The following is a 6,736-nucleotide window of genomic DNA, read 5'->3' on the forward strand; positions in this document are numbered from 1 at the left end:
CGCTCGCCCGACGACGTGGAGAAGACATGCGTCTCGCCCGGCAGCGGCACGACGTGCAACTGGGCGCCCTTCTGCGGCACTTGGCGACCGTTGACCCGTACGACGAGATCCTTCACCGACCCGCCGACCTCGGTCGTCCCGTACACATATCCGTCCGCGCCCAGCTCCTCGACGACATTGACCGTCACCGCCAGTCCGGCCGGCGCGTCCGCGGCCTCCTTGGACAGCGACTTCGCGGCGTCGCCGTTCTGCTCGACGATCTCGAAGTGCTCCGGCCGCACGCCGACCGTCACCGTCGTGTCGCCCTTCGCCGACGCCGCGGCCAGTGCGTCACGGTTGACCGGGACGACGCTGTTGCCGAACTTCACGCCGCCGTCGGTGATCGGCACCTCGACCAGGTTCATGGCCGGCGAGCCGATGAAGCCCGCCACGAAGAGGTTCGCGGGACGGTCGTACATGTTCCGCGGCGAGTCGACCTGCTGGAGCAGCCCGTCCTTGAGGACGGCGACCCGGTCGCCCATGGTCATGGCCTCGACCTGGTCGTGGGTGACGTAGACGGTGGTGATGCCGAGCCGGCGCTGGAGCCCGGCGATCTGCGTACGCGTCTGCACCCGCAGCTTGGCGTCCAGGTTGGACAGCGGCTCGTCCATCAGGAAGACCTGCGGCTCCCGGACGATCGCCCGGCCCATCGCCACCCGCTGCCGCTGACCGCCGGACAGCGCCTTCGGCTTGCGCCCCAGGTACTCCGTAAGGTCCAGGATCTTCGCCGCGTCCTCGACCTTCTGCCGGATCTCGGCCTTCGGCACACCGGCGATCTTGAGCGCGAAGCCCATGTTGTCGGCGACCGTCATGTGCGGATAGAGCGCGTAGTTCTGGAACACCATGGCGATGTCCCGGTCCTTGGGCGGCAGATGCGTGACATCCCGGTCCCCGATGCGGATGGCCCCCTCGTCGACGTCCTCCAGCCCCGCGAGCATCCGCAGCGAGGTGGACTTACCGCATCCCGAGGGACCGACGAGGACAAGGAACTCGCCGTCCTCGATGGCGATGTCGAGCTTGTCGACGGCGGGCTTGTCGGACCCCGGGTAGATCCGGGTCGCCTGGTCGTACGTGACCGTAGCCATGGTGTGTGTCCCTTCACCGGCAGGAACGTGCCGGACGATCCGAGTAAAGGAGTGTTGTCGCCCACTGCCGGGACGCACCACCGGAGAGTGGTGTAGTCCACAGCACCGGGACTGCACGCGACGCTACCCGGGCCGGTGCCCGCTGTCAGTAGTCCCGCACTCACCAAATAAGGCGACCGGCATCCGGTCCACCTGGGTACACTTCTCCCGGTACGCCTCCTTAGCTCAGCTGGTCAGAGCACCGCTCTTGTAAAGCGAAGGTCGTCGGTTCGAATCCGACAGGGGGCTCTGGAAGGCCCAGGTCAGATCAGCTCTGACCTGGGCTTTTTCTTGGTCCTGTGGCCCTGCTCCGTGCGGTGGGGAACGCGATGATCTTCGCGCCCTCGTGTGAGGCCGATGTGGGGCGGTCGGGTTCTGCGTCTGCCGCCGTGACCGTCGTGAGTTGCGGGGGTATCGGGGGAGGGGCGTCCGACCGCTTCGGGCTGTGGTGCCTCGGTGCATCGTAGGTGGCAACGACCGGCCCGCCGAGGCCGCGCCGTCGGTGGCCGGGGGCTGGGTCGGGCCGGCGCGCGGAACGTGAACGTGCCGGATAGGGGGTGTCGGCGAGCGGCGGGATAGCGGGTCTTTACGTTTCCCATGGTGCGGTGGGTCGTTGAACGGGCTGAGTTATATCGAGGCAGCCGTGTCTCGGAGAGACGAGAGGGAACGTAACTGTGCGTCGAATGAGTTCCGCCGTGGCCGTGGCCACAGGCATTGCCATGAGTGGTGTGTTCACGGTCGTGGCTGCCCAAAGCGCCTCTGCGGCCGATACCAACGGGCCCATTCCGTATGCCGACTGCGTCAAGGGTATGAAGATGCAGCACGGGACGAAGGCCGTGACCGTATGCGATGCGATGGTGAAGCAGGGGTGGATTCAGGGCCCGACGGACTGACTGTGGTTGCCTGCTGCCAGGTTGCCTCGTCGGGGCCGTTGGTGCCGGCGCCGTACTTGCCTTGACACAACGCAAGTGCGGCGCCGGTTCCGTCTGTGCGGCGAGTTGCTGCACCGGTAGAACGTCGGGAAAGGAAACGACAATTAAGCGCGTTGTGGTCCGCCGGCGAGCCGGCCGGGGCGGTTGGTCAATCACGTATGCGGTGGGACTTCGTCTGTACGGCGCTGTGGTTTGCGAACTGTTCGGGGGAGCAGGAGCGATGTCATGAAGCAGTCGCAGAAGAACCTCTTGGCGAGGGGGGTACTCGCAGCTTTGTCCGTCGCAACATTGGGGGCGTCGGTCAGGCTTTTCGTGCATCCGCTGTCGAGTGCCGCACCGAGCGTCGCACTGGTGGTGCTGACGGCGGCTTTGCCGGGACTGTTGCGGTATGCGGGCCGGCTTGGATCGGGTTCTCGGCGGACCGGAAATTCTGCCTGAGGGGCGCTCAAGTCCGGGCGTTTTGGCCTAAGTTCGTGGAGTTGGGAATGCGGTGGCCCATCAGCTGACCCGCTACGGTCGTCGAAGTCGCCATCGCCTGGGCCCTAGCCCGGCCGGGCGTCACCGGCGCCATCGTCGGCGCCCGCATGCCCGGCCAGGTCGACGGCTGGATCGGGGCCGGCGCGGTTCACCTGACGCGGGCCGACCTTGAGGAGATCACCGCCGCCGTCACCGACTCCGGCGCCGGGCAGGGAAGGGAAGGGCACTGTGGGTGCGGCTGCGGTCGTCAGCCGATTCGTGTGCCGAACCACCTTGGAATCACGGTGAGCAGATCCGGCTGGTCTTCGCCGGCCCAGGCCACGTGGCCGTCGGGACGCAGCAGTACCGCGGGGACGTCCAGTTCCTCGCTGACGTCGGTGACATGGTCGATCCGGTCCTCCCAGCCCGCCACGGAGAGTCGGCCGGTCTGGTCGAGCAGCAGTCCGCGACCGCCGTGCATCAGCTCATAGAGGCGGCCCCGCTTCAGTCTCACGTCCCGCATGCGCCGGCCGAGCAGTTCATGCCCGTCGCCGAAGTCGTAGCGGACGCCGATCGCCGTGATCTTCTCGGTCAGGTACCGGTTCACCTCGTCGAAGTCCATCAGTTCCGACAGCAGCCGGCGCACCGACCGGGGGCCCGGCTCGGTGGACATCAGCTCGATCTGGGCGCGGGTGTTGTGCAGCACGTCGGCGGCGACCGGGTGCCGTTCGGTGTGGTAGCTGTCCAGCAGCCCGTCCGGTGCCCAGCCGGCCACCTCGGCGGCCAGTTTCCAGCCGAGGTTGAACGCGTCCTGGACGCCGAGGTTGAGTCCCTGCCCGCCGGTCGGCGGGTGGATGTGCGCCGCGTCGCCGGCCAGCAGCACCCGGCCGGCCCGGTAGCGCTCGGCCTGCCGGGTGGCGTCGCCGAAGCGGGAGAGCCAGCGCGGTGAGTGCGCGCCGAAGTCGGTGCCGGCGAACGCTCGCAGCTGCCGCTTGAACTCCTCCAGGGTCGGCGGGACCGAGCGGTCCTCGGACACCCCCTCGGCCGGCACGACGACGCGGTACACCTCGTCCCCCAAGGGCATGGCGCCGAACCGCTTGTGGATCCTGCGGACTTCGGCCATCACGGCGGCCAACGTCTTCGGTGCCGCGGTCAGTTCCATCTCGCCCAGCAGCGTCTCGACCCTGCTGGGCTCGCCGGGGAAGCCGACGCCGAGCAGCTTGCGCACCGTGCTGCGACCGCCGTCGCAGCCGACGAGGTAGCGCGAGCGCAGCTCCTTCCCTCCCCGGGCGGCTACGCCCCCATCGCCGCGGGTACCCCCATTTCCCAGCTCGACGGTCACTCCGTGCTCGTCCTGGCGCAGCCCGACCAGCTCGCAGCCGCGCCGGATCTCGGCGCCGAGCTCGACGGCGCGCTCGGCCAGCAGGCGGTCGGTGGTGGTCTGCGGGATGCCGAGGACGTAGGGATGCGTGGTGTCGAGCCGCTCGGGCGCCGGCTTCTCGATGGCGGCGAAGAAACCGCCGACGGGGTACTGCCGGCCGTGCGCGAGGAACCGGTCCAGCAGACCGCGCTGGTCCATCATCTCGATGCTGCGCACGTGCAGGCCGAGCGCACGGACATACGGGAGCGGCTCCGACTCCCGCTCCAGCACGACCACGTGCACGCCGTGCAGCCGCAACTCGCCGGCCAGCATCAAGCCGGTCGGTCCGCCGCCGACCACGATGACGTCGATCACCACAACCCCCATGTGCGCAGATTCTTGGTGCCTGCTTCTTGCTTCGGCCGGTGATTCTGCGGCACCAACGGGGCCTTGCCGCAAGGCCCCCCATGCGCTATACGTTGAGAGTGGCAAGGAGCGGGTGACCTCCTTGCCTTTGTTCTTGTCTTTGTTCTTGCCCGTGTGTTCGGGCGGGTTCCCGTGTGTTTTTGCCCGTGTTCCCGTGTGTTTCTGCCCGTGGGTTTCAGCCGGGGGGCGGCCCGGGGGTTTCAGCTCGTGGGTTCTGCTCGTGGTTTTCGGCCCGTTGGTCAGTGGGGCCACTTCTCCGGGGTGCTGCTGGTGATCACGTGGCAGACGGCGGGCTTGCCGGGGCCGGGGGACTTTCCTGCGGCGACGACCCGGATGCCGTCCAGCAGGATGCGGCAGGAGGCGGTCCCGTTCCCGCTCGGGGTGACCTCGACGCGCGCCTCTTTGCCGGTGTTGACGACGACGCTCGTGCTCCAGGGCAGCTTGGTGGGGCCGAGCTGCTCGTCCTTGTGGTCGGGCTCGGACCTGTCGGGGTTGTACCGGTAGCCGACGGCGGTGGCCTGCGGTTCGCCGCTGGACGACGTGGCCTCGTACTTGAGGTACCAGGCGTTCTCGCCGCGCCACTTCTTCAACTGCGTCACGTTGTTCTTCGCCCACAGCATCCCGCCGAGGATGAGGGTGCCGATTGCCACGAAGGCGATCACGAAGAAGACGTCACCCCGGATGCGGCGCGACGACTGGTGTGGGGATGCCATGGTGACCTCGGCCCGTTTCCGTACCTGTTCATACCTGTTCGTACCTGTTTGTGCTGGTAGTGCTGTTTATGCCTGTTTTGCTTGTTCATGGCTGTCCGTGGTGCGTGGGGCTGCCGGTGGTGGCGCACGCGGCCTCCTCGCTTTCCACGTCACCGTACCCACGGTAAACGTGGCCTGTAGTCGCCCCGCCGGCCGATCTGCGTCTCCGCCTGCGGTCGCATCTGTCCGGTGCGCGGGACGGCCCAAGGGATGACCGCGGACGATGATCACGCTCCGCTGATCACGGCCCCGGGTGTGGTGGCCGGGGCCGTGCGCGAGGGGCGAGTGCGGCGCGGTGGGTGGCGCTGGAGGGGTGAACGGGGCTTTGGTGGGCCGGTTTTGGTGGGACGGGTGGGGGTGGGGCGGCGTAGGTTCGGCGGCATGGTGAGTGCGATGGCGCGGGATGACTATGTGCGGCGGCTGGAGCGGGCCGGGCTGGCGGCGGCGGAGGCCGGGCTGGCCGGGCTGATCGTGACGCCGGGACCGGATCTGGTGTGGCTGTGCGGGTACCGGCCGCCGGCGGAGACCGAGCGGTTGACCGCTCTGGTGATCGAACCGGGGCGGGCGGCGCGGCTGCTGGTGCCCGTACTGGAGCGGCCGGATGCGGAGCGTGCGGCGGGGGCCGGGGCGCTGGAGGTGGCGGGCTGGTCCGACGGGGCGGATCCGTATGTGGAGCTGGGCAAGTGGCTTGCGCCGCACCGGCGTTACGGGGTGTCGGACGGGATGTGGGCGCTGCACCTGCTGGGGCTGCAGCGGGCGGTGCCCGGGGGTGGGTATGCCGCGCTGACCGAGGCGGTGCCGATGCTGCGGGCCGTCAAGGACGCGTATGAGGTGGCGCGGCTGGCGGCGGCGGGCGCGGCGGCCGATGCGACGTACGAGGACATTCTGGGGATGCGCTTCGGTGGGCGGCGGGAGTCCGATGTGGCGGCGGATCTGGCGCGGCTGCTGGTGGAGCACGGGCACAGCCAGGTGGACTTCACGGTCGTCGGATCGGGCCCCAATGGGGCCAACCCGCACCACGAGGCGGGGGATCGGGTCATCGAGGACGGCGACATGGTCGTACTCGACTTCGGCGGGCTGAAGGACGGGTACGGGTCGGACACGACGCGGACCGTGCATGTCGGGGAGCCGGGTTCCGAGGAGCGCAAGGTGCACGGGATCGTGCGGGAGGCGCAGCAGGCGGCGTTTGAAGCGGTGCGGCCCGGTATCGCCTGCCAGGAGATCGACCGGGTGGCCAGGAGGGTCATCAAGGCGGCGGGGTACGGGGAGTACTTCATCCACCGGACCGGGCACGGGATCGGGGTGACCACGCACGAGCCGCCCTACATGGTGGAGGGCGAGCACCTCCCGCTGGTGCCGGGGATGTGCTTCTCGATCGAGCCGGGGATCTATCTGCCGGGGCGGTTCGGGGTGCGGATCGAGGACATCGTGGTGTGCACGGAGTCGGGCGGGCGGCGGCTGAACGAGACGGAGCGGGGGCTGGCGGTGGTGGCGTAGGGGAGGAGGGGAGGAGGGAAGTCGGGACCGGGAACGGGGCAGCGGGTGGGACCGCGACCGGGGGTGGTGCCGGTGCCGCTGCGGGGGTTGCGCAGGCGCGGCCCGGTGCGCCGCGGGGGGGCGGATCGCGGGGTGGCGAGGCTCGGGGCG

5 protein-coding genes and 1 tRNA gene are annotated in these 6,736 nt (G+C 69.1%); 3 read left to right on the top strand and 3 right to left on the bottom strand.

Translation table 11 applies throughout. The annotated features are described in order from the left end of the window. Positions 1-1,124: ABC transporter ATP-binding protein (gene ugpC, locus RZ84_RS21190; RefSeq protein WP_043270445.1), on the bottom strand; the 1,124-nt coding region annotated here is incomplete at its 3' end. Positions 1,125-1,338: 214 nt separating this feature from the next. Between ugpC and RZ84_RS21195 the strand changes: the two genes are divergently transcribed. Together RZ84_RS21195 and RZ84_RS21200 are read left to right on the top strand one after the other, a co-directional pair. Beyond that, positions 1,339-1,412 (top strand) — tRNA-Thr (locus tag RZ84_RS21195). Between the two features lie 434 nt (positions 1,413-1,846). Then, the gene (locus RZ84_RS21200) at positions 1,847-2,056 is read left to right on the top strand and encodes a hypothetical protein (protein ID WP_157878873.1); all 210 of its coding nucleotides are present in this window, start codon (positions 1,847-1,849) and stop codon (positions 2,054-2,056) included. 763 nt (positions 2,057-2,819) lie between these two features. Here the strand turns inward: RZ84_RS21200 and rox are convergent. Both rox and RZ84_RS21210 read right to left on the bottom strand, forming a co-directional pair. Continuing rightward, positions 2,820-4,286: a rifampin monooxygenase gene (rox, locus tag RZ84_RS21205; protein WP_043270448.1), complete on the bottom strand. Its 1,467-nt coding sequence runs from the start codon at positions 4,284-4,286 to the stop codon at positions 2,820-2,822. 290 nt (positions 4,287-4,576) lie between these two features. Beyond that, positions 4,577-5,050 (bottom strand): hypothetical protein, encoded by a 474-nt coding sequence (locus tag RZ84_RS21210; protein ID WP_043265611.1) that lies wholly within the window; start codon positions 5,048-5,050, stop codon positions 4,577-4,579. 432 nt (positions 5,051-5,482) lie between these two features. Between RZ84_RS21210 and RZ84_RS21215 the strand changes: the two genes are divergently transcribed. Continuing rightward, positions 5,483-6,586 (top strand): aminopeptidase P family protein, encoded by a 1,104-nt coding sequence (locus RZ84_RS21215; RefSeq protein WP_078894036.1) that lies wholly within the window; start codon positions 5,483-5,485, stop codon positions 6,584-6,586. The last annotated feature ends 150 nt before the right edge of the window (positions 6,587-6,736 follow it).

This window comes from Streptomyces sp. CT34 (genome assembly GCF_000805335.1).
Classification (GTDB): Bacteria; Actinomycetota; Actinomycetes; order Streptomycetales; family Streptomycetaceae; genus Streptomyces.